Annotated in this window: 22 protein-coding genes; 5 read left to right on the plus strand and 17 right to left on the minus strand. The window is 37.6% G+C overall.

The window, feature by feature from the left end; translation table 11 throughout:
- Positions 1–54: 54 nt before the first annotated feature.
- The 3 genes from RCP16_RS17450 to RCP16_RS17460 all read right to left on the minus strand — a co-directional run bounded on the left by RCP16_RS17450 (position 55) and on the right by RCP16_RS17460 (position 1,498).
- Positions 55–273, minus strand: coding sequence for a cold-shock protein (locus tag RCP16_RS17450; protein ID WP_069329656.1), 219 nt, complete (start codon positions 271–273; stop codon positions 55–57).
- Positions 274–379: 106 nt separating this feature from the next.
- Entirely contained in the window at positions 380–580 is a 201-nt protein-coding gene (locus tag RCP16_RS17455) for a cold-shock protein (RefSeq protein WP_069329657.1), read from the minus strand.
- A 366-nt stretch (positions 581–946) separates the two neighbouring features.
- Positions 947–1,498: a DUF6985 domain-containing protein gene (locus tag RCP16_RS17460; RefSeq protein WP_308640921.1), complete on the minus strand. Its 552-nt coding sequence runs from the start codon at positions 1,496–1,498 to the stop codon at positions 947–949.
- Between the two features lie 141 nt (positions 1,499–1,639).
- Here RCP16_RS17460 and RCP16_RS17465 point away from each other — a divergent pair, with 141 nt between their 5' ends.
- Positions 1,640–2,722: a GGDEF domain-containing protein gene (locus tag RCP16_RS17465; RefSeq protein ID WP_137224525.1), complete on the plus strand. Its 1,083-nt coding sequence runs from the start codon at positions 1,640–1,642 to the stop codon at positions 2,720–2,722.
- A 74-nt stretch (positions 2,723–2,796) separates the two neighbouring features.
- Here the strand turns inward: RCP16_RS17465 and RCP16_RS17470 are convergent, their stop codons facing one another.
- Together RCP16_RS17470 and RCP16_RS17475 are read right to left on the minus strand one after the other, a co-directional pair.
- Positions 2,797–3,774, minus strand: coding sequence for an aldo/keto reductase (locus tag RCP16_RS17470; protein ID WP_308640922.1), 978 nt, complete (start codon positions 3,772–3,774; stop codon positions 2,797–2,799).
- Between the two features lie 208 nt (positions 3,775–3,982).
- Entirely contained in the window at positions 3,983–6,703 is a 2,721-nt protein-coding gene (locus RCP16_RS17475; protein WP_308640923.1) for a copper amine oxidase N-terminal domain-containing protein, read from the minus strand.
- Positions 6,704–7,067: 364 nt separating this feature from the next.
- Here RCP16_RS17475 and RCP16_RS17480 point away from each other — a divergent pair, with 364 nt between their 5' ends.
- Positions 7,068–7,622, plus strand: coding sequence for a hypothetical protein (locus RCP16_RS17480; protein WP_308640924.1), 555 nt, complete (start codon positions 7,068–7,070; stop codon positions 7,620–7,622).
- A 152-nt stretch (positions 7,623–7,774) separates the two neighbouring features.
- Here the strand turns inward: RCP16_RS17480 and RCP16_RS17485 are convergent, their stop codons facing one another.
- Both RCP16_RS17485 and RCP16_RS17490 read right to left on the minus strand, forming a co-directional pair.
- Positions 7,775–8,194 (minus strand): universal stress protein, encoded by a 420-nt coding sequence (locus RCP16_RS17485; protein ID WP_137224533.1) that lies wholly within the window; start codon positions 8,192–8,194, stop codon positions 7,775–7,777.
- A 37-nt stretch (positions 8,195–8,231) separates the two neighbouring features.
- On the minus strand, positions 8,232–9,212 hold the full coding sequence (locus tag RCP16_RS17490) for a magnesium transporter CorA family protein (protein WP_308640925.1): 981 nt from the start codon (positions 9,210–9,212) through the stop codon (positions 8,232–8,234).
- A 206-nt stretch (positions 9,213–9,418) separates the two neighbouring features.
- Between RCP16_RS17490 and RCP16_RS17495 the strand changes: the two genes are divergently transcribed.
- Positions 9,419–11,017, plus strand: a complete 1,599-nt coding sequence (locus RCP16_RS17495) for a peptide ABC transporter substrate-binding protein (protein ID WP_308640926.1) — start codon at positions 9,419–9,421, stop codon at positions 11,015–11,017.
- 78 nt (positions 11,018–11,095) lie between these two features.
- Here the strand turns inward: RCP16_RS17495 and RCP16_RS17500 are convergent, their stop codons facing one another.
- Positions 11,096–11,806, minus strand: coding sequence for a hypothetical protein (locus RCP16_RS17500; protein ID WP_308640927.1), 711 nt, complete (start codon positions 11,804–11,806; stop codon positions 11,096–11,098).
- A gap of 159 nt (positions 11,807–11,965) precedes the next feature.
- Between RCP16_RS17500 and RCP16_RS17505 the strand changes: the two genes are divergently transcribed.
- A complete protein-coding gene (locus RCP16_RS17505) occupies positions 11,966–13,783 on the plus strand; it encodes an ABC transporter substrate-binding protein (protein ID WP_308640928.1) in 1,818 nt (605 codons plus the stop codon).
- A gap of 120 nt (positions 13,784–13,903) precedes the next feature.
- The gene (locus RCP16_RS17510; protein ID WP_308640929.1) at positions 13,904–14,428 is read left to right on the plus strand and encodes a GNAT family N-acetyltransferase; all 525 of its coding nucleotides are present in this window, start codon (positions 13,904–13,906) and stop codon (positions 14,426–14,428) included.
- A 149-nt stretch (positions 14,429–14,577) separates the two neighbouring features.
- Here RCP16_RS17510 and RCP16_RS17515 read toward each other — a convergent pair whose 3' ends face one another.
- The 9 genes from RCP16_RS17515 to RCP16_RS17555 form a co-directional block, all read right to left on the minus strand.
- Positions 14,578–15,003, minus strand: coding sequence for a hypothetical protein (locus RCP16_RS17515; protein ID WP_308640930.1), 426 nt, complete (start codon positions 15,001–15,003; stop codon positions 14,578–14,580).
- A 527-nt stretch (positions 15,004–15,530) separates the two neighbouring features.
- Positions 15,531–15,788 (minus strand): Imm32 family immunity protein, encoded by a 258-nt coding sequence (locus tag RCP16_RS17520; RefSeq protein ID WP_308640931.1) that lies wholly within the window; start codon positions 15,786–15,788, stop codon positions 15,531–15,533.
- A 31-nt stretch (positions 15,789–15,819) separates the two neighbouring features.
- Positions 15,820–16,185, minus strand: a complete 366-nt coding sequence (locus RCP16_RS17525) for a dihydroorotate dehydrogenase (quinone) (RefSeq protein WP_308640932.1) — start codon at positions 16,183–16,185, stop codon at positions 15,820–15,822.
- Between the two features lie 237 nt (positions 16,186–16,422).
- Positions 16,423–16,722, minus strand: a complete 300-nt coding sequence (locus RCP16_RS17530; RefSeq protein ID WP_308640933.1) for a hypothetical protein — start codon at positions 16,720–16,722, stop codon at positions 16,423–16,425.
- Positions 16,723–16,849: 127 nt separating this feature from the next.
- Positions 16,850–17,149, minus strand: a complete 300-nt coding sequence (locus RCP16_RS17535) for a hypothetical protein (protein ID WP_308640934.1) — start codon at positions 17,147–17,149, stop codon at positions 16,850–16,852.
- Between the two features lie 15 nt (positions 17,150–17,164).
- Positions 17,165–20,122 (minus strand): RHS repeat domain-containing protein, encoded by a 2,958-nt coding sequence (locus tag RCP16_RS17540; RefSeq protein ID WP_308640935.1) that lies wholly within the window; start codon positions 20,120–20,122, stop codon positions 17,165–17,167.
- A gap of 360 nt (positions 20,123–20,482) precedes the next feature.
- Positions 20,483–21,871: an XRE family transcriptional regulator gene (locus RCP16_RS17545; protein WP_308640936.1), complete on the minus strand. Its 1,389-nt coding sequence runs from the start codon at positions 21,869–21,871 to the stop codon at positions 20,483–20,485.
- A 186-nt stretch (positions 21,872–22,057) separates the two neighbouring features.
- Positions 22,058–22,660 (minus strand): hypothetical protein, encoded by a 603-nt coding sequence (locus tag RCP16_RS17550; RefSeq protein ID WP_308640937.1) that lies wholly within the window; start codon positions 22,658–22,660, stop codon positions 22,058–22,060.
- 266 nt (positions 22,661–22,926) lie between these two features.
- Entirely contained in the window at positions 22,927–23,343 is a 417-nt protein-coding gene (locus tag RCP16_RS17555) for an Imm7 family immunity protein (protein ID WP_308640938.1), read from the minus strand.
- Positions 23,344–23,345: the final 2 nt, after the last annotated feature.

Consider the following 23,345-nt stretch of genomic DNA (forward strand, 5'->3'; position numbering starts at 1 on the left):
TCCATCAGTAAACTAATGCTTTTTTATGATTCTTACATAAACGTTCCATAAGAATTAACGCTTTTTGTTGGGTCTACTATAGCTTGTATTATCCAACACCGGCAATTCTTTTTGAGCGCGGGTCATGGGCGACTTGCATTGTGAACAAACCGGTACATCTGCAAGTGCAAAGTTATCTCTCATCCATCCTTTGCAATCTGGATTCGTACATTCCCATATATCGGTCATTGCTGTAGGAATCTCTTGCGATGGATTTTTCCGTGAATAGTACATGTGTAGTCCCCTCCCAGTAGTAATATCTATTTGTTCTTGCACAAGTTGCAAATATTTGAATAAAAAAACACCCTTAACTAACGTTAAGGGCGTCTTATAAACTGAATTACAGTTTTACAACGTTCTCAGCTTGTGGACCACGGTTTCCTTCAACAACGTTGAATTCAACGCGTTGACCTTCGTCCAAAGTTTTGAAACCGTCGCCAGTGATAGCAGAAAAGTGAACGAATACGTCGCTTCCGCCTTCAACCTCGATAAAACCAAATCCTTTTTCTGCATTAAACCATTTTACTGTACCTGTTTGCATTGTAGTACCTCCAAAGAAATTAAATTTACATGACCTTCTTTATTCAGAAGATTAACATCCGATAAAATAGAATAATCACATATTGTACAAGGCTCTTCGCCTTCCCATATAACAACCCTCTACAATATGTGAGTACCAGTCACGTTTTCGTTACTCTTATTATAACCGATTGCACGAATAAATACAACGTCTTTATCAGGTAATTTTTGTAATTTCACTAAACCGCATCTTTCATCTTAGATGGTGACATTTTTCGTCAGCAATCGCTAAGGTCATAAGGCTCACTTTATACTTATACCAGAGCATACAGAACTGAATCGCTTTCAAGCAATAAATGTAAGCGTATACTTTTAAAGTAAATTGTCTTTAATCTATATCGTAGGCTGTATAAAAACTGCTCACATGAACAGGTTGATGATTAACCATTTTGACTCCTAATCCATGTTCTGTGTCCCATGTACAATGAAAATTAAGGTAATACGTATCGCCAGATGGTGAATCTCCGATCAAAAAGCCTTGAAGTGTAATATAATCTGCAATTTGATTAACATTTTGGATATACGGAATCGATTGATCTCTTTCTTCTATTGTTGCAGGATCTTGCGGATCAATTTGCCAGGCTTGACGATATTGTTCTTCGATGTGTTGATAATGGTTGAATATCGCTTGTAATACTGGCTCCTGAATAGATTCGCAATGTTCTATATAATGCTCCCATAACTGTTGCTGTACTATAGAAGGAGCTGTTAGATGCTCAATCTCCTCTTCATTCGCAATACTCTGTATAAATTCAACATGAATAGATAACTGTTGATTGTTTATGTGCAAAGAATATTCGCCTTCAAAAGTCACCTCTTCTGTTACATCATATGCATAATCTTCTAGGGTGAGTTGTGAATACCATGTAGAATCGATCATCTATGAATACCTCCTATTTCAATGATATTTTTTATTTTGGTAAAGCTTGTCTTTTCTTATGATCCTATAATGATTTATACTTGTCTTTACATGAATGTGCAAGATTGCACATCTTAAATCTTGAGGCTGTATGGTGATGTTATGAATAAACAGTCCAAATGGATACATCAGTTTTTCAAAGTATACTGGATTGTCATTGGTGTCCACTTTTTCTCTCAGTGGGGTTCTTTTGTCTTTTTAGATTATGACGATGATGCCTATCATTTCTATATCTATATTCTAATTATGCCTACTCTTTTGATGAGCTTAGTCACTTTGATTACAAGATGGATATACATCCGTTGGAATCATTTATCTTTTTACGTGTTATTCAGTGCAAGTACGCTAATCACATGGACGATTATTTATCTCAACTATGATATTCGTATTATTACAGCACTATGTTTGTTACCGATCTTATCAGCTGTTGTCTTTTTCAGACGTCGCTTGTTATGGATTCCTTCTGTATTACAGCTTATCGCATTCACTTCATTGTATCTAGCCGATTCACATTTTCGCAACTATCTCTCGTCCTTTGACGTTATCGCCGTCATTTCTTTTATTATTGTAAGTACGTTTATCGCTCATATTATTGTAGCTAGCGGTATAGAAATTCTAGCTGATTTGCAGTTAACCATGTCTGCCAAGCAAGATCTAATTGTCAAAAATGCTATTATGAGCAAGCTTTCCAAAACAGATGGTCTGACTAATCTGTATAACCAGATTTCGTTTCGAGATTATTATAATACGGCTTTTGATTATGCGACCAAAGGTGCTAAGCTTCATCTAGCATTGATCGATATTGATGATTTCAAAGTCATTAATGATACGTATGGTCATCAAGCAGGAGATACTATTCTTGGTAAAGTCTCTCAAGTGATTCAGCAACATATGTCTTCTAGCGATATAGCAGCTCGCTATGGTGGCGAAGAATTTGCACTGCTTTTGTTCGATCAGACATTTGAAGAAGCGTATGCACTGGTTGAAAGTATACGAAGTAGTGTTGCCGAATTACAACATCTTGAAATGAATGGGAAGTCCGTTACTGTCAGTATTGGACTGCAAAGTTATGGCTCTGAGAAGACCAAAGAGCAACTCTTTGAACAAGTCGATACGTATCTATATGAGGCAAAGCGTACAGGTAAAAATAAAACAGTGACTGCTCTTCATACGGAAGTAAGTTAAGTCACCAAGGTATAATAAACAAAAACACTCCAATCCTTCTCTACAAAAGGGTTGGAGTGTTTTTTTGATTTATATTAGAAGCCTGTGACAGGATGCGGAATATATGATTCTTCCAGACGGTTGATCTCGTCTTCTGTTAATACTATATCTACAGCAGTCACAGCATCTTGTAAATGATGTAATTTGGTTGCTCCTACAATTGGTGCGGTAATCGGCTCTTTTTGCAATACCCATGCTAGAGCGACTTGTGCGCGTGGAATATCACGTTCCGACGCAATCTCTGCCACCCGTTCTACCACTTTGCGATCGGCTTCAGCACTTTCCTTGTAAAGACTTTGACCAAAGCTATCACTTTCAGAACGTGAAGTCTCTTCTTCCCAATCCCGGGTTAAGCGGCCGCGTGCCAATGGACTCCACGGAATAACACCGATGCCTTCTTCTTTGCATAAAGGAAGCATCTCACGTTCTTCTTCTCGATAGAGCAAGTTCACATAGTTCTGCATCGAGACAAAGCGTACCCAGCCATTTTGCTTGGAAATATCTAAAGCTTTCATAAACTGCCATGAAGCCATAGATGAAGCACCAATATATCTTGCTTTCCCTGCTTTGACAACATCATTAAGAGCTTCTAGTGTTTCTTCTATAGGTGTATTCGGGTCCCAGCGATGAATCTGATACAGATCTACATAATCGGTTCCCAGACGTTGTAGACTGTGATCGATCTCCGCCATAATGACTTTGCGAGAAAGTCCTCCACCATTAGCACCCTGACGCATTTTGCCATGGACTTTGGTAGCGATAACGATCTCATCTCGGTTTGCATACTCTTTGAGCGCTTTTCCGACGATCTCTTCACTTGTACCATCTGAATACACATTGGCTGTATCAAAAAAATTAATCCCTGCTTCCAAAGCTTGCTTGATAAAAGGACGACTGCTCTGCTCATCTAAGGTCCATGGATGTGCTCCACGATCAGGTATTCCATAACTCATACATCCCAAACAAATTCGCGATACATCGAGACCGGTACGACCTAACTTTACATATTGCATCAATGTCCCTCTTTTCCGCCCTGAGGCAAGTTTGCATGATCTAGCGAATAGATAGATGTTTACTTACTTATCATAACCAAAAATAGACATATTGAGCCACATTATTTTGATATCGCTAGCGATCTTTATCCAATCTGGAAATAGGAAAAAAGCAAGCTCTTTCGGTGAATACCGATAAAAGCTTGCTTACAAAATAATCTTTTTTCTTTTATTGAGTGATCATTTGAGCTTCTCTAGAAGCTACAGAGAGAGCATTGATTGTGGCTGAACGTCCATCAGCAATCGATAGAACAAACGCTTTGTACGTCACTCCTGAGCGAATAGCAGCACCATTTACATCTACATCTGTGGTTGTAAATGTCCACTCGCTATATACCCCTTGCGTTACTGTCTTATAATTGCGTTCACTCACACGATTCGCATCTGCCAATGAGAAATTACTTGAGCTTGCAGACGGTACTAGCATTACAGCATAGTTAGCAATACCGTTTTCACCTGCTGGTTTGGAGAATGTCACTTTGATTCCGCCATTAGTTGCACTAGCATTAACATTAGTCACTGAAGCAACCGTTGATGACTTGATCGTAAAGTCATTAGATGCGCCAGATAAGGTGTTAACCGAGCGTACCGAACCATCTGCTACGCTTAATACATAGACACGATAAGCGACCTCTTTCACAATCGTATTTCCGTTGTAGTCTTTCGTACTTGTGGTTAAAGCTTGTGTCACTTTAGTCGCTGTTTTGGCAATACGTGTATAATTGGCTGCGGCTGTATTGTTAGCTGTAGTGAGATTAAATGAACCGGCTTGGTCCGCACGTACTACATAGACACGATATTCCGAAATACCTGTATCATTAGCCGGTACAAAACTAAATGTAATATCAGATGCTGTATTGGTCGAAGCGCTATTGGTAGTCGCTACGTTAGTTACAGCTGATGTTGCGCCATTCGATGTTAATGTAATAACAGAAGATGCACTAGATAATGAGTTATTGCCAGAAGCACTACCTGTACCTGTTGTTAAGACAAACACCTGGTAATTGGTACCATTTTTAATGAGGTCACCATTTACATCTTTTGATCCGGCACTGAACGCAACCGTACGATTCGAACCATTTTTGCTGATTTGCAAATAGTTAGAACTGGATACGCTATTTGCTGTAGAAAGATTGAATTTGCTCGCATTAATGGATTTAACGACCATAACACGATAATTATTTACTAATCCTTCATCACTTGCTTTGTTAAATGTCACTTGTAGATCGCGTCCATCTCCATAATCGCTAATATCACTAACAGCGATGCCACTCACATTGCCTACCGTCCGATCACCTGTCTCTAGTGTCAGTGTAGAAGATGCGGAAGATAAGCTATTCGCATAAGAACCTGAACCAAGCGCCATCACATAAATACGATAAGGCACATCATTCACAATCGTGTCTCCACCACTGTCTTTAAGCGATGTTGCTAGCGTCACAGTGCGATCACTACCTGTTTTGGATACATCGATGTATCGACTAGATGCCAGACCATTAGCAGTCGCAATATCAAAATCTCCAGATACTTTACTTCGAACGACAAATACACGATAGCCACTGATTTTGGACTCTTCAGAAGACTTGGTAAAAGTCACTTGAATATCGCGTCCGTCTGCAAAATTACTTACATCTTCTACTTTAGTGATAGAAGGTGCTTCTACTGTACGTCCTAATGTTAATGAATTAGAACCTGCGGATATTCCAATATTATCGCCACCACTTGTGATCGAGATAACAAATACAGTATAGGCTGTTCCTGTTGTAATCAACTCACCAGATGTATCACGCGTTGTGTTCGTCAAGCGTGTAGTCGGGTTAGAGCCTGTTTTGTTAATCGTTGTATAGTTAGAATTGCTTATTTTAGCTGCTTCTGTTGTGCTAAAGCTTCCTGCACTTGTTGTTTTTACAACAAACACACGGTAATTGCTTAATTTACTCTCATCGCTTGCTCTGGTAAAACTGACTGAGAAATCTCGTCCATCGCCATTGTCAGAGACATCACTTGCTTTAACATCTGTAGCTATCGCAGAAGCTGTAGCCACAACGCCCAAAGATACGTTCGGTGAACTTACAGATAAAGAGCTATTATATCCACTTGCGCCTACTGCCAATACATAGACACGGTAATTTACATTTTTCTGAATCAATGCGCCGTCTGTATCACGGGCTTGAGGCATTAATGTGATTGTATAATTGCTACTGCCTTGCGGAATGCCTGTATAATTCGCCGCAGGCACTGTTAATGCTGTATTGACGTTAAATGTATTACTATTAGTTGCTTTGACTACTAAAATTCGATATTGACTGATTCCTTTAGTGCTAGCAGAAGCCGGAAAGCTAATTTCTAAATCATTTCCATTTCCTTGTTGTCCTACAACTTTGGCATTTACATAAGGTACAGGTGAGATAGAAGTCGATGGAGTAGTTGGTGTAGTGGGTGTGGTCGGTTTAGCATTCGTAGTCGTAATACTTACAGTCTTCGTAGATGCGTTCCAGCCTACTTTCTCGCCTAACGATTCACTAACAAAGCGTAACGGTACAACCGTTCTTCCTTTAATCGACTTAGCAGGTACATCCAACGTAACTTTTTTGCCATTGATCGTTGCTGTTCTAGATCCTAGCGGTAATACAATGGTTGTGCCATCTTTGATTGCAGTGACTGTTTTGGTACTTTGCTTCCAAAGTACTTTCGCGTCTAACGCTTCGAAAACACCTCTTAATGGTACCATCGTCCGATTCGCTGACATTACAGGTGCCTGATCTGTTGTTAGCTGAACTCCGTCAATTGTAATTTTAATAGGTGTTGCTGCGCTGACGGATGGTGTATGTAGACCTCCGCTTACCGTCAAAGCTGTAACTAATACTGCTGAACAAATCTTCTTTTTCATTTGTATTCATCCTCGTTCCCCCGAAATAGTGCCAAACGCTATCTGCCAAGCTTGTCTTTTATTCCCCGTCTATTAGACGCACACCGCTCCTGAAAAGTTTCCATGTTTGTTTATTTATTTTGGAATCCTTTCACATGGATAAGTAGGATCTGTGTGTGCATATCTATCGACTATATGTAAGTTATCATCGTTACCTCTATCGAACAACCAAATCTTCGTCATAAATTAGCAACAGTTTTTTAATGATTATCGAAGTTATGATCATTATTTACAAGTTGGATACAATTGGCATTTAAGTTAGATACATTTAACGAGTAAGATAAAGGCAAGACAAACAAACAAACCACAGAGGAGATGTACAATAATGAACTATAGTAAATGGATCGCTACTTCCGTGATCGCAGGAGTACTATTAACAGGTGCTACGACTACACATGCGGCAACAACTTCTACAACAACGCCCAAAGCAACAACATCTAGTTCTACCACAATGAGTAAGCAATACCCTGTAACCAATGTGAATTACTCTACCGCTCAATTGAAAAAAATCACACAAGCTTTTGCAAATTTTGATGGATTTGAGACTCCCTATGTACCTACACGTATGATCGAAGGCGATGCTTTCCGCAAAGTCAGTGGCATGGGCGATGGTGTAACTTTTCTTTTTAAATATATGACGGTATCTGTCTCTCCACGTGATTATTCATATAGTTATAAAGGCAAAACGTTAACTCTTCCTAATTCCAATAATGTAAAAGCAAAATGGTACAAACCCGATAAAGTAGATATGTTAACATTCAAATTAGATGATCGGTATGTAACGATTTCTTCACCCTATCATTTATTAGGTAAAGCGAAGTTAGAGCAGGTTGCTGTAGATGTTGCCAAATATGTTCCTGTATCTGTTCCCAAGTCATAATATCTGGTTACAATAGAAAAGTGACAATTCAGAGATATGTACGGCTATCGTTAGCATTTATCGCTTAATATTAGGCTATCCAAACAACTTAAAAACACGTATACAGGACACGAGTATTTTCATACACTCCATCTGTATACGTGTTTTTGGTATTATTTCACAATCAGGACAGGGCATTTCACACCACGAGCAACTTTATGACTGACACTTCCAAGTACCATTTCTTTAAAAGAACCCAATCCTCTGCTTCCCATCACCACTAGATCGAATCCATGATCATTGGCATGTCTGATCAAGCTTTGCCCGGGTTCTCCATGTAATACTTTGATCGTATATGTCGTTTGTTGCTCTTTGAGAAGTTCTTCGATGGGAAAAAGCTTTTGTCGTCTCGAAAGTTCTAATTCATCAATATCGCCATAGCGTAAGACTTCATCACGGCTTTTACCGAAATCAGCGACAAACACTACTTCGATCTCACCATATTGTTGTAACTCCATTAATTTGAGCGCTTCTGTTGTTGCTCGCAATGAATTGTCTGAACCATCTACCGCTAACAATATGTTCTGATACATAAATCAACGTCCCTTCTCTAAGAGATATCCTATATATCTATTCGCTAGGGTGCACAGTCTTTTTACGTGTTTTTTTAGAAGTATGTTCAAGATTCATATCCAAAATATCGCCAGTCAGCCCTTTTCGTTTGAGCCACCAGTAGGTTAAGCCAGTAAGTCCAAAGATTAAGATGAGTGAAGCGAGGTAGCCCCATTTCCACTCTAATTCAGGCATATTTTTAAAGTTCATTCCCCAGATTGCGCCTAATGCTGTCATTGGTGTCAGTAGAACTGTAAATACCGTTAATGTTTTCATAATATTATTTGAACGGTAATTAGCAACATTATCATCAATTTTGAGCAATGTATCAATTTCATGTTCGTATGCTGTTTGAAGCATTTGAATCCGTGCTAATCTGACTTTTAAAGTATGGAATGTCTGAGCATCTTTAACCAGAGCAGGAAAGACTTCTTCAATCGCAAACCGAATTTCTTTCAAAGCGACCGTCTGCACATTCCAGCGTGTCATCTGATTGCGCAAATCTACAATTTCACGTAGCAATTTCCCACCATTATTTTCTTTCATTTGAAATTCGATCTCTTTCAATTGCATCTCAATCTCATCCATCCGTCCGAAAAAAGCACGGATAATCGCATTAACGACAAACATAAAGCCATCTACCGGATAATCACAACCCAGAATATACTGATTCCATTCGTGATTGTCCATATTATGAAAGAGCCATGTAGGATCTCCGATCGTTACCAATCGCTTCTCATCAATATAGTAATGGAGAATATGAACATCTTCCCAGTGATCTGGATTCATATTGATTGCTAATGTTCCACTGATATAATTTTCATTCTTTTCTTTATAATAAACAGAAGTAATTTGATTATGCGTACACATCAGGCTTTCCTGTGCCCATTTTTGTAAATGCTCATCAAAATCAGGATGCTCCATCAATAGCTTGGCATCTTTCATTTGATACCATGTCCATTTGTCTTGCCCGGCTTGCATCACTTCTACTTGCTCCATTGGATCAGTACCTCCTTACTCTTACTTCTATCATTATGGTATTACCCTATTTCAGTCGTCTGTGACTTACCATTTTGCTAAAGAGGGATAGATATCAATAGCAATCAAAAGATATTTTATATTATTTAGTTCATGACCTAAGTTGTAGAATAGTATGTTATAACTAGAAGGAACGTACTTAATCCTAAAGGAGGAACTATCTATTTATGAGAAATACCTACATCACGCGCATATTCATTGTGCTTACATTTGTGCTATTGTTCAGTACGATCACTCCCAAAATGTCACACGCCGAAAGTGATCCATTGCAAACCTTCCGCTTTAATCTGTATTTAGAACCGGTTACTCTTGATCCTGCATTGTCTAGTGATGGAACGACCAGTACGATTATTGAAGCTATGTTTGAAGGGCTTGTTCGCACCAATGCAAATGGCAAAGTGGAACCTGGTGTAGCTGAATCGTGGACCCTTTCACCGGATAACAAAACGTACACTTTCACATTACGTTCGAATGCTCGTTGGAGTAATGGCGATCCACTGGTCGCTGCTGATTTTGTAAATGCATGGAAAAGAGTGCTTACCCCTGCAACCCGTTCTCTATCTGCTTCGTTGCTATTCCCTATCGCACATGCTCAAGATTATTATAAAGGAACGCTTACCGATTCCAGTCAGCTAGGATTTCAAGCATTAGATGATCATACATTACAAGTTGTGTTGCAACAGCCACTCCCTTATTTTCTAGAAACATTAACGTATCCTGCTTATTCACCTATACATACATCAAGCAATACATCTATTCAGAAGAAGAATACCTCTGCTAAGGATATGATCAGCAATGGTCCATTTACTATTCAATCTTGGGCAAAAGGTCATTCCATAACACTGGCTCGTAATCCTCAATATGCACAAGTCGAAAAAGTTCATTTTGATCATGTATTTATTCGCTTTATTAATGATCCTAACAAAGAGTACACCATGTACCAATCAGGTGCTATTGATCGGTCGGGTCTATCAGAAAGCAATATTCCTACGTTTAAAATGACCGATCAGATGAAAAAAGAAATCGTTTATCCAGATACTGCATCCTTATACTATTATGCTTTTAATGTGAAGAAGAAGCCGTTCAATAATGTAAATATTCGTAAAGCTTTTGCCATGTCGATTGAGCGCAAACTGCTGATTAGTCCTAAATCTGCATATGGATTTGTACCTCCAGCGATCAAAGGAGCTACATCTACTTTCCGTAAAGAGTATCCAGTGACTAATTTTGAGATCAGTTCTAAGCATGCTCGTCAATTATTACAACAAGGAATGAAAGAAGAAAAAATCACTTCTTTACCTGCGATGACATTACTAACGAATGGTGATGGTAATCGCTATGTAGCGGATCAGATTACGGATATGTGGAAAAGACATTTAGGTATTACCGTTAAAGTAAAAGAAGAAAATTTCTATACTTTATTAGAAGAAAAACAAAAGAAAAATTATCAGATTGTACGTGGTGGATGGTCAGCGGATTATAACGATCCTGCTGCTTTTCTAGATTTGTTCACCTCATGGAGCAATGAAAATACATCCGGTTGGAAAAACAATGCCTATGATGCTCATATGAAGAAAGCGTACAGTTTGACCAATGCCAAAGCTCGTATGAAAGAATATCGTGCTGCCGAAAAAATATTGACCGATCAGATGGTTGCGATCCCACTTTACTATTTTAATACGTATTTTCTACAAAAGTCGAATGTACACGATGTGTATACCGATTACTCAGGTGCTCTCCATTTTGTATACGGGTATAAAAAGTAATATATGTCTGAATCTAAAAAGCATAACTGCGCTATCTATAGCAGTTATGCTTTTTAATTATTCTATATGGCTTATGAGCTAAATAGATGGTCTATCACTGGTTGCACGCCATGCAGCAGCTATCATTTTAACAGATTGTTCATCAGGAACATGATCATTATCTTCTTCTCTAGCCTCTTCCCATTCGACCATTCGTCCTAGATCTCTAAAATCTAATTCTAACTGTATTTCTTCTAATGTTAATTTTCCTTCTTCCCAAAGGGGGTCTTCTGCTTGATCTATGTATGCATATGCACGTATTAATGTACCTGATACTGCTTTGGCCCAGGCGTAATACTGGACTGTACGATGATTGCCAAAATAATGAACTTCTCCAAATACCCTACTTAATTCTTGTACCAGTTGCTTGAGTTGCATCACTGTCTGGGCATCATCAGGAAAGGGAATATCATAACTGCTAACCAGTACCCAATCTTCTACTGTCGTCAAAATCCATTGTTCTCTAGTCTGTGGCTGTGGTGGAGAAACGTTAGTTATTTGAGCTAAAATAATATCTATTTCAGATTGGACGGCGATAGAGTCTGTACTTTTAACGCGTAACCATGTAGCTTTGTGACCAAAATCGATAACGCTATCTTCTGCTGTATCTTGCCAAAAGAATAATGTAGGTGGCGGAATATCTAATCCTATTATGACTTTGACTGGTGGCTGCAACGGCTTTGGCTTGATTTGCTGATAGATCCAGTAGCTTAAATAAGCACTAGCTGTGATGAGTAATGCGATCCACATGTATGGGTCTCCATTCGAAATCAATATCAGATATCTATCTATTATATCTATTTTTCTAATCATAACTTACTTTTCTTTACAATTCTTTTTTTGCTACGATGTTGTACATTAGAATCTATAGAGTATCCATTTGAAGATTATCGAAAGGAGCGGTCAGATTTGCGAATAGCAGAAGATTATGTACAGCTTCGATTGGCTTTTCACCATTATCCAGATCAGCAATCATTTCATATAGCGATGGAAGAAGTAGCACAGGCTTTATTTTGTACAGCTCGTAATGCCAAAATCATCATCACCAAAATGGTAGATGCGCAATGGATACAATTTCGCTCTGGTCGAGGTCGTGGACATACTTCTGAGCTTACCTTTTTGTTGCCAGTGACGACTGTATTATTAGATGAGGCCAAGCAACGGGTGATACAAGGAGAGGTACAATCTGCTTTTGAGTGGCTACAACAACATGAAGCACTAGCTGTGGTACGTCCACTGTTTTTGGAATGGCTTATTCGTTATTTTGGATATACGACTCAGCAGATCGGGCAAGATCGTATCATCGAGACATTGCGTTTGCCCATTTATCGACCGATTGTCTCGTTAGAGCCTGCTAATGCGCTATATGCTTTTGATACGCATCTGATCGGTCAGGTCTTTAGTAGACTGGTACATTACGATCCTGTTCAGCGTACATTTACCAAAGACATCGCTCATCACTGGGAAAGTAATTCAGATGCTACTTGCTGGACATTTGATCTGCTCAAAGGTATTTCATTTCACAACGGGCAAGAACTGACGGCACAAGATGTATATACCAGTCTGATACAACTACAATCACCGACTGTGGTTCATCACTGGTTAGGTCAAGATATCGCTCATATTCAAGTGATCACCAGGTATCAAATCCAGATTCAACTACACCGACCGAATACTCAATTTCTTTTTTATATGAGTCATAGTGCTGCATCGATCTTCCCTTCATCTGAGGTAGATTCGAATCATGAATTTTCTTTACCTATCGGTTCAGGTCCTTATCAGGTCGTATCACGTCATGCTGGAAAATGTACACTGGAAGTCTTTCCATCGTATTTTGGATACCGTGGTCAGATCGACCAGATCGAGATTATTATTGTACCTGAAAATGAAGCAGAAGCTTGTTTGGGTACTAGCCCCGGGGTACTGACTGTAGTGACAGGAGAGTTCTCGATCCCAGAAGATTTAAAAATGCCTTTAACACAAACAATCACGGGGATATCCACCCTTACTTTTAACCTCCGAAAAGAAGGCATTTTGCAAGATAAAACATTTCGCAATGTGTTAGTCCATGCTATCAATCGCCAGCATATGGTACAAAAATTAGGGGAAACCCGTCTGTGCCCTGCGCAAGGATTACAGATCCATACAAACTCTCTACCAACAGCATCTACAGAACATGTGTCGGAGTCAAAAGTATCCATTTCTCTATCTACATCACTGCTAGAACAACTGCAACACACTACATATGCTGGAGAAACGCTACATTTGTATACTTTTAACCGTCATGCTCAGGATGCCTACTGGCTTCAACAACAGTATCAGAATTATGGAATAAAGATTGACGTACATATTGTAGAATGGTCAGAAACGATTCAACTGGCAACGATGGAACAAGCAGATCTAATCTTATTCGAAGCTATGGTTAGTGAAGATCCGCTGCATCTGCTTGAATATATTCAGTCAGATCGTAATTTTATAAGACATTCATTGCCTTTAGACATAGTTGCTCAATTGGATCAACTCACCTATCCTATGCTTGCTTCTACAGATCAACATGCGCCCTCACATTGGTCTACTGCTGTGAATCAGCTATTGAGTGATACATGCACAAGTGCATTTCTAGTGGTACGCACAGCCAGTACCATTCATCATCACTCTTTGCGTGGCGTGGATGTTAATCACAAAGGATGGATCAATTTCGATACGCTCTGGTTCCACCAAACGTAATTTATTAAAGCGATAGAGTCTACTCCATACTAAAAGTGGAAATAATGCGTGCTTATTTTGCTATTTTTATGCTTACAGCCAAGCGATAGAATAAAAGGTATAGCACGACAGATTTTATACATGGAGGTGGATATCTTGCTACAGACTGTTGTTATCGAACAAGTAAACTCTATTGAACCTTATCTGGATGAAATGTCAGATATGCTTGTACAAATTGTAGATGCGGGTGCATCTATTGGATTCCTACCGCCTCTGGAGCACAAAGAAGCTGTAGCCTATTGGGAACAGGTGGTGCAACCTGCAACTCTTTTATACGTTGCTAAGATTAATGATGTGATTGCAGGAACGATTCAATTGCATCTATGTACCAAGCCCAATGGCGATCACAGAGCGGAAGTTGCTAAATTAATGGTGCATCTGGATTATCGTCGTCATGGTATAGCAAGGCTGTTAATGGAGCATGTCGAACAACAAGCACGCCTGGCACAGCGAGTTCTACTTGTGCTGGATACCCGGGATGGCGACCCTTCTAATCGACTATATCAGTCACTAGGATACAGCCAAGCTGGGCAAATCCCAAACTATGCTAAGTCTGGAACAGGTAGTCTGGATGCTACGAACTTATATTATAAGAATTTGATATAAGATAAAAAAGGAAATTGGTTCATATGAATGAATCAATCTCCTTTTTTTATCGAAACTTTTATATCGCATTGATTATAGCCACTTTATTTTTTGTAATTCGAAATAGACTCCATTGATTTTCATAATGTTGGTCTATAAATATTTCAATGCTAATCTACAAACTCTGGCTTTAGCCAAATTGCTTTTAATCTATTTTTCTCAAGAACAACAATCGTAGATAAAGCAAATTCTATAGCCACTTCTGCAATAGCATCAGAATCACCTATACAAATCCAACCAGATTGATGATCGTAAAACGTTGACCATTCATCTACTTCTATAATTCTTTCTACTTCCCCTGACTCTATATTGATCGAATCGTCTAATAATAATTCTCCTTGAAACGAAATCGGTTGTTGAAGGATTTTATGTTGCCATGAATCAATAGCATGAAATCCCCATATCTGCCGCGCTACTCTCGTATACGAATCGAATGTAATATTCAAATATCCAATCATGATCGAAAAGTCGCTACTCATCATCGGTTCAAAATCAAATGAGTGATCTTCTTTTCTATAAATTAATGTTCCTGTCATTTCTTTGTTGGCTTGAATATATGTAAAAATAAGATGTTCACCTCAATCTATATGTGATTTATTCTGATTGTTTATTAAGGACCGTAATAAATCATTATTTCACTAACATTCTGCTGATTATCAAATTTGAATTCGATTCATTTTGTTGTTAATCCCTTTTATTCTAATCATCATCTACGCCTATCTCATATAGTATTTAAGCAGATCCGAGCGCAATGTATCTATAAACTGCTTCTGTAACGAAATCGGATACAGATCGCCGTCTTCAAACCTATTATTCTTTGCCTCTTCTACAGTTAATGCATATTCAATAATATAGGCTTGAAATGTATTCCAAAACGTTAATTTATAATAGCTTTGATGATACTTGTACATTTTATTATCATCTAATATACATTTTTCAAAACCTAACTCTTCTAACAATATATTTTTTTGATCGATAGCTTCTTTTTTATCATAGACATTTGTTATTCCTTTTAGATGTTTTAGAAATCTCTGATAGATACTTAATCAGCTAAAATTAAACACTATATTTTCTCAAAAATAAGTTCAACAGAATTCGTCTCTAACGAATTGATATCATCTAAATGAATATGGCTTCCAGTAGGAACTTCTACTTGAGCTAATGTAAGTAAGTGTTTGGCTAGAGAAATCAGACCTTCTTGGTTGGCTGTGATCGTAACGGTATTATTTTCTATACTAGATGAGATTTCAAAATTATCTTCCCATTCTAGTCGTAGTCCGTTAACCGAAGAATACTCGGGTACTTTAATATTTACTTCCATTATTTTTTTCTCCAATCTTCTATATGATTTTTTAATTATAATGAATCCATATATATCTTTTTTCTTGTATTGCTTTTGCAAATAAATTACATATATGCTTTAAAATTTTGCGAGATTTCGGATCTAGAAGGAGATCATCTATAGTTTGTAATTCACTAAGAACAATTAACATATCAGGAACTTGCCAGGGAGAATGCTCATACCAACCCGTATGTGTATGATAATAGTAAGAAAGCCCTTTCCATCCTTCGGAAGTGGGCTCAACACACCCCATTATATTATCAAAATACCCTATCCACATATTTATTGAGTATTCAATACCATCTAAACCCGTATAAAGAAAATTAATTTCTGATTCTCCTTCAAAGGCTGAGTAATAATCTATCCTTGTATTCATAATATTCCCCTTTAAGATGCTGTGACACTTTTATCTAATAAACAATACATATTCTTCTTTATAAAGCCAATCCAAATCTCTCATCCAGTCTATTATAGCCATCTATAAATGTTACAGTTAAATTTAATACGTGTTATAAATCAAAGAAAAATAGCTACTTTTGTTATTGAAAACAAAAGTAGCTATCTCCAACTAGTTAAAATCAATTAAATCATCTTTAAAATAAATTTTTTAATATTATTTAACTAATAATTCAAGTTTTGATACTGCTTCATTCATATAATTATATAATTGCCTTACACTCTTGGTTTTCCATACAAATATTGGATTTAACCAATCTTCTTGTTTAATAATTACTAATTTAAAACAACCTTTTTCAGCATCAAAATCATGTACCCAACCCACATCTAATATATATTCATTGCTATATTCAACTTGTAAAATATCTTCTTTTAAAGACCATATCTGCTCATTTAATGGTACAGCCGAATTTAAATCAAAATCATTGAATACTATTTTTCCACTTCTAAAATCCACATGATCATTTAACACAGTATCACTTTCCCATTTTAATAAGGATTTGTATTTATATAATGAGAGTTAGGATTTATCTCCCATTATTAGGCTTCTCATTCAGGACATACATTCTTTAGAACTGATAACGTTATACATTTTTATAGACTACCTCTATAAATGTTTGTAATATTTCTTCTATTTTTTCTTTATTTTTAAACTTTTCTGTTTTTTGTGGAAATTCCCAATCATCATCTTTTATTAAATGAATTATAAAACTTTGATTGCTATCGTACCAGCCTATATCAATAATATACTTATTATCAAAATATGAGAGTGATAACATATCTTCACTAAGAGAAGATTCATCTTCTTGTAAGGAAGACTTGTAATCTATTTTCCCGAAATAATTGAAATTAACTTTTCCATCTTTAAAATCAAAGTTTTCCAACATATTAAAACTCCTTTATTTTAAATATTTTTTGTAACGTTGCTCTGTAATTGGATGTCCATGTATTTCTCCAACAGAGTTCATCTCTACTCGCATATACTTAGTTTCAGAACCATCACTTGCTCCTATAACATCTTTAAATTCCATCACTTTAAAGTCCTCTCTATTTTTTGCAGGTGTACCGTATTCCCACGCATAACGCTCAGCAGCTTCAATATCGACTTCTGGCTTATATTTTGCTGCGCCACCATTCTCAGTTGACTCAATAATTTTTTTCCATGATTTATTAGGTGGAGAAATATGCTTCTTGTATTTCACCCATTTTACATTGCTAGAAACTTCAGCAGAAATTTTCTCACCATTCTTCATAATATTGACAAACATTTTCCCACCCTGACTCACTACTTTACCGTCAGGTATAAATCCTACTAATATAAGAGCTTTTTCCACTTTAGATCCATTCGGATCAAATAAAAATGGAACATCATTAGCAAAAAACTGATAGTTGCTATATAAGACATTAACTCCAGGAGTGAAGTTTAAATAAAAATCAACAGCTGCTTTTGTAAAAGCATTCCATTCACTTTGAGTAAAAGTAGAACCTGCCCCACAGCTAGATGCTCCTTGGCATTCCATATGTCCTGTAGGATCTATATAGGATAAAGGGTTATTACTTACATATGTGTATCCATTTGTAGTCAAAGGATTCACAAGCTGCCCTTCGTAAGAATCCTCGTTTAGAAATCTTCCTTGACTTGGATCATAGTATCTCGCTTTCAAATAATACAGTCCCGTTTCACTATCATAAGCTTCGCCTGCATACTTAAAGCTGTTCGAGACCGTCTCCTGTTGTTTGGCAATGTTCCCCCACTCGTCATACCCGTAACTATTCACAATCGTGCCACTAGTATCGACCATCTGTACCACATCACCATGTCCGTTGAACAGGTAATAATAGTCTTTACTTGCCGTCTGATCTTTTTTCACCAATACTCGATCACCACGAATGTACGTAGACTGTTTCCCCTCACTAGACTTTTCGGATACAACATTTTTCCAAGCATCATAGCCGTATTGGATATTAGTTGATCCACTAGTCTTTTGAGAACGCACACCGCTTGGTAAATAGTCTATCGTTGTTTTGGTTCCGTCAATCGTTGCTGCAATCAGTTTGTTATCTAGATCATAGCTGTAACTGGATTCTTTAGTTGCTGTCGCTTCCTGCGTATCACTCAGCGTTTTCCGGTTGCCACGTAGATCGTACGTGTAGCTGGCGGTGCTTCCGTCGATTCGTTTGACAGTCGCTAGGCGGTTGAGCTTGTCGTACGTGTAGGTGGATGTTTTGGCTTCTCCACCGTTTAGACTTTCACTTACCGTAAGGATATTGCCGTTGTTGTCATATGTGTAACTGTACGCCGAAAGCGTGCTACTGCCTTTCGTATTGCTCATCTGACTCAAACGGTTGAGGGCATCATAAGTAAAGCTTTCTTTCAGTACACTGCCATCGGCTAACGTTGGGAACGTAATTGCTTGTACCATCCCGAGTGGCGTGTATTCGTAGTTTACATTATTCGCTTTGGCAGTGTTGCGTGTCTGTGCGCCGTTCGTCTGAATCTGGCTCAAACGAAGCTTATCATAGCCATAGTTGGTGAAAAAGCTACTGCCGGACAAGCTATTCTTTTGATTGGTAATCCGGTCAAGGGTATCGTAAGCGACATCCAGACGAGAACTGTATTGGTTCGTTCCGGTCGAGGTGAGGCTGGTGATGCGGTCTTGTTTGTCGATCGTACTGGTCTGAGTCGCGGTCTTGGTGCCGTTCAGATACAGTTCGTGTCGATCGGTTAAGATGTTGCCGCCACTGCCGAAAATGGTTTTGGTTTGTAACGTGTTGCCGTTGCTTGCGGCTAAGGTCGCTACGGTGCGTTGACCTCGCTCGTCGTATTGGTAGTTGGTGATCGTTCCGTTGCGATCTCGCATTTCTTCGACTAAGCCACGAGAGCTGTAGCTATTGGCTGTGTTTTTGCCTGACGTATCGGTTTTGTCGGTCAGTTGTCCAGCTTCGTTGTACGCTTTGGTGTATAATGTTTCGCTTTTGCCACCAGAGTCGTTCACAGTAATCTTCGTCAGACCTCCAGTGCCATCGTATGCATAGCGAGTGGTCTGGTCGATCCCATCTTGCACCGCAGTCAGTCGGTTCAGAGCATCATAGGTATAGTTGTTGGTAACTCCGTTGCTGTTTTTGCTCTGGTTCGGATCGGTGTAGCTTAGGATGTTGCCTTGTAGATCATAAGTGTAGCTTTCTTGAATCGGTTGGCTTTGAGAAGCGCCGTCTTTGAACGCCGTCGTTGTCGCTAGGTTGCCATAGACATCATAGGATTGTTCTACCGCATTCAGACGGATACTACGGTTATCTGCATTGGCACGGTAAGCGGACACATCTGCGGCTGCAATCGCAAAATGATTGTTTTTCCGCTGGGTCATACGGTTAGCCATAATATACAGGTTGCCGTAAGGATCGGTCGCTTCGACTTGTTGTCCCCATGCATCATAACTCGCGGTCTGCGTATTCCCTAGTGGATCGATCGCATAGATCGCTCGTCCTTGATCGTCAGGATGATACTGAGAACGGGTCCAGCCGTTACTTTCGTTGTACGTCTCATCCACTCGCAAAAAGCCAAATCCATCATAGTACGATGATTGACGGCTCAGTACAGTAACGGCTCCTGTAGTGGTGTTGGTGTATTGACGAATCGCATCGACCCGCATCGTTAGGATGCCTGCATTGGTGCTATCGGCTTCCGTGCTATACGCCCGATTGGTATAGCCATATTGATCTTCCACCGCATAGACGGTTCCATCTAAATTGGTGATCGATGGCGATACAATTGTGACCGGACGACCCAGTGCATCGTATGTTGTAGTCGTGGCTTTGCCATTACTGTCGATTTGTTGGGTAGGTAAGCCTGTGCCCATATCATACTTGGTTTGTTGACGAATAACTTGTGTATTCTTACTACCGTCTTTGGCTGTGTTGGTGATGCTTTGGGTCTGTTCGGTTGGATAAGCATAGTTCGCGGCTTCTCCATATTGCTGTTGTCTTGGTCGATGTTACTCTGAACAGACAGGTTTGCTAGCATCTTGATACTATGATTTACAAACACCCAATTTTATGTAAAATTTACTATACTAACAACATCAAATTAAGTTCAAAAAGCCCCTTTATTAAAATAAAAGGGCTTGTTTATTAAAAACATAATTCATAAGCTTTTCGTTTAATCACCTTGTCCATGAATTAAAGGAACAATTTTAGAAATAGGGTCTAGTAAGAAAAAACTAACTAGAAAAAGCTGGAAACTCCAAGTAATAATTTTGTTTTTCATCCTCGCACTCCTTTCTACATATCATGGTATATATATTATTCTGTTCCAGAGTAGCATATGCACGATATACTTCAAATAGTGTAGTTAATTTATTCAACATCTCTTGATTTTCAATCTCTTTCGAGATTTTGATTCCTTCTAAAAGAAATTGTACACCTTTCTCATAGTTTCGTTTTTTCAATGCATAAATAGCATATTGCTTATAGAAAAGAACTTTATTGAAATATTGAAATGCTTCGTTGTAGTTCGCATCTAAGTTAGAAGGTACTTGATCAGTAAAAATATTAAACTCTTCTAGGACTTGATCCATATCATAATGATGTATGTTAGCAAATTCCAGAAGTGTCGTTAATCCTTTTATAATTTCTTTTGGATGACATCGCATAAAAGATACATATGAAGAAATAACCGTCTGATCTCCTAATTTAATACGAAATAATAAACGGTTAGCTGTAGCAAATTGACTTAGTTTCAGTACCTCTTGTTGATCGCGAGCATCTACTCCTATCATCCCACTCAAGTCAGCATATTTTTCTGTCCATGCTAAAGCTTGTTCGTAATCTTGCTTCTGTACACAAATAGAAGATTTCAACAAATAACTTTGTCCGTAATAATAAACAAATGGACGGATTGAATGAAAATGAGAAGACTTCCATGTCTTGTTTTTGAAAAGAGCTTGCGATAAATCATATAGCTCTTCAACATATACTTCGACTTCTTTCCATTCTTCACGAATAATAAATAAGTGTGCTAAAGAAATAAATCCATCTAAAGCAAGATATTCGGGTAACCGTCCACGATAAGGCAAAAATTGAGTTGCTGCTTTGAGATTTTTATGTATATTATTTTGATCAATTTTAAACAGTCGATAGTAGCTCATAGCTAGTCGTTCAGATAAATGTTGTTTTTCACTATCTACAACCGTCTCATATAATATTTGGGCTGATTCATTATATCCTTGTTCAAATAAACCTTCTGCGGTATTAAAGATTTCTGGAATATGCTTTAAATCTTCAGATAGCCGTTGAATGACTGTTTGAGTATGATCTTTCAATCCCCATTCTGCGCAACGAAATAAAAACTCCCTTATTTTTCCCCAATGAACCGTTCCGTAAAAACATTCATCAATATATAAAGGATAAAGTTCTCCATGAGTAAAGCCTAAAACAGTAGACACCTGATCGAATTGCTTCAACGATAACAATTTATGAGTGCTATGATTCATCACAGTACTTAAATTGCCTCGATTCATCCCTGCTCTTTTAGAGAACTCAGCCATTGAAATCCGATGCTGATCGATATACGTCTGAATACTTGAGCGAATATCTTTTTGCTTACTCATAGACACGTTCTCCTATCTTATTAGTGTACGAAAATTATGTATATTGATCTAATTTTCATAATTATTTTAACACGAACCAGCCCCTTTCGATACTTATTTTTTTAAAAATTAAAATTTGGAATCACAATTGCCAAAATAAATTATTATACTGTAAAAAGCACAAACGAAATATAATCGTTTGTACTTTTATATTGGATGATTTATTTTTTTTAAATCCTCAGGAATGATGCTCCAATCTTCTGCTATAGATAGTACTGTATCCTCATCAGGTAAAAAAGATTCACCCTCTAATTCATTAAATAATCTTTTTTCGATAGTAGTTAATTCTTCACCATGATCTAAGAAAGTAATTCCTTTTTCAGAAAGATGCGCATAACCTCTAATGAATTCACCTTTTACGAACTTCACCCATGCATAATAACCTACCGTTCGGTGGTTACCAAAATACTGTGATTCTCCAAATGTAATACTTAGTTCTTCTAAAATAGTTAATAGTGTATAACTTCCTTTATATCCATCTAATTCAGGAAGAGTCTCTCCAGAAATAATTGTCCATCCATTGATAGACTCAAATACAAGAAGTTCAGAAGTTAATTCTTTAAAAATATCTTTAATTGTATTAAAAGATATCGAACTTGTTTTAACAGCAATCCAACATGATTTATAACCCAATGAATAATATAAATCATTTGAAGAATCTGTTACTACAAAACTAGAATCATTTATTAGTTTTCGATTAGTTTTTTTTAGCAGACTATCATATAAGTCCTTGAAGAAGTTTAATATCACTAAACAGCCCTCCTAAATTAACTCAAATTATTGATGAGCCCAACTGAGTTATGCCTCAGTTGGACTCATCATGTTACTCACACGATTCAAAAGCTTTAATAATAGCTTCTCCAATACTAATATAATCAGCATCTGGCGAAAGCTCAATGAATGGACTAGATGGATACATATATGATCTATCTTTTCCTCTTATCAATGAGTAAAAATCATATCCATTCATGGAGTCATAACCAGAAGAAACGCAAAAATATTTTTTAGTTATATTCTCAATTTTCGCTATCAAATTCTGATCTATTTGCTATTGTTGGGATTAAAGGTGATAAGAACGGATCTTGTTTTTCAGCTAAATACCCTCTTGTTAGAACATAAACTCGAAATTCATTAAAATATACCTCATCCTCATCATCATAGACATATAATATCCCATATGATCCAGGGGCTATTTCTCCTATCCGTCTTAAAATGGTTATAGGGTTATATTTACTTAGAATTTTATGATTAGAAAAACCAGTTATCAAAAAATGATATTGTCCGTTTATCGCTTTGACCTCAATAATATTAATATTGTCTTTCATCTGGGAAATATAATTTTGTACTTTTAGTAACACTTTATGATCTTCTTTATCATTGATTTCATCATCCACACTTTGGGAAATAACTGCCCAACCATGATACTGATACATAT

This window comes from Paenibacillus nuruki, from assembly GCF_963311185.1.
Taxonomy (GTDB): Bacteria; Bacillota; Bacilli; order Paenibacillales; family Paenibacillaceae; genus Saccharibacillus; species Saccharibacillus nuruki.